The sequence below is a fragment of the Endozoicomonas atrinae genome (assembly GCF_001647025.1).
GTDB classification, from domain to species: Bacteria; Pseudomonadota; Gammaproteobacteria; order Pseudomonadales; family Endozoicomonadaceae; genus Endozoicomonas; species Endozoicomonas atrinae.
In genome coordinates this window covers 1-709 of the sequence record NZ_LUKQ02000692.1, presented here as the reverse complement: position 1 = coordinate 709, position 709 = coordinate 1, and the positions used below count along the sequence as shown (strand labels likewise).

1 protein-coding gene is annotated in these 709 nt (G+C 50.6%); it reads left to right on the top strand.

Annotated elements, in window-relative coordinates; all coding sequences use genetic code 11:
* Positions 1 to 141: 141 nt before the first annotated feature.
* The coding region (locus tag AK963_RS30095) for a hypothetical protein (protein ID WP_202969956.1) at positions 142 to 709 on the top strand (568 nt) is incomplete at its 3' end.

The following is a 709-nucleotide window of genomic DNA, read 5'->3' as shown; positions in this document are numbered from 1 at the left end:
GTGCAGCCATTAAGTTAGCCAAGGCGGGTGCGAGCAAGGAGTTGAAAAAGTACGTCTTAATGGCTGCACAAAATAACGATGCTTTTTCCATTCCCAAGATCGTCGAGCTCATTAACCGGGAAAAGGAAAAGGGAGGCAGCAATGCAAATCCCTGAGCCATCCCAAACCACCATCAAAGCCATTGTCGAGCATTATGAGAGCAACCAAGGTGATGCCTTCCGGGCTCACCTCGGCGGCTCCCTCATTGGTCGGCCTTGCGACCGGGAACTCTGGTATAGCTTCCGCTGGTGTACGGATACGAAGCATAACGGCCAGTTATTGAGATTGTTTCAAACCGGGCATCTCGCAGAGGAACGGTTTATTGCTGACCTCCGCAGTATCGGTATCAAAGTTTTTGAGACTGATCCCGCTACTGGCAAGCAATTCCGGGTAACGGCCTGCCGTGGTCATTTCGGCGGTTCTTTTGATGGTGTCGGCCTCGGCTTTATCGAGGCTCCGAAAACCTGGCATCTCATTGAGATGAAAACCCACAACGAAAAGTCATTCAAGCAGCTGGTCAAAGTCGGTGTGAAAGAGGCAAAGCCTGAACACTATATCCAGATGCAGAGCTATATGTACTTGGCAGAGCCAAAGCTGACGAGAGCCTTTTACATTGCGGTCAATAAAAACACGGATGAACTCTACGGTGAGCGGATACGCCTCGATCCCG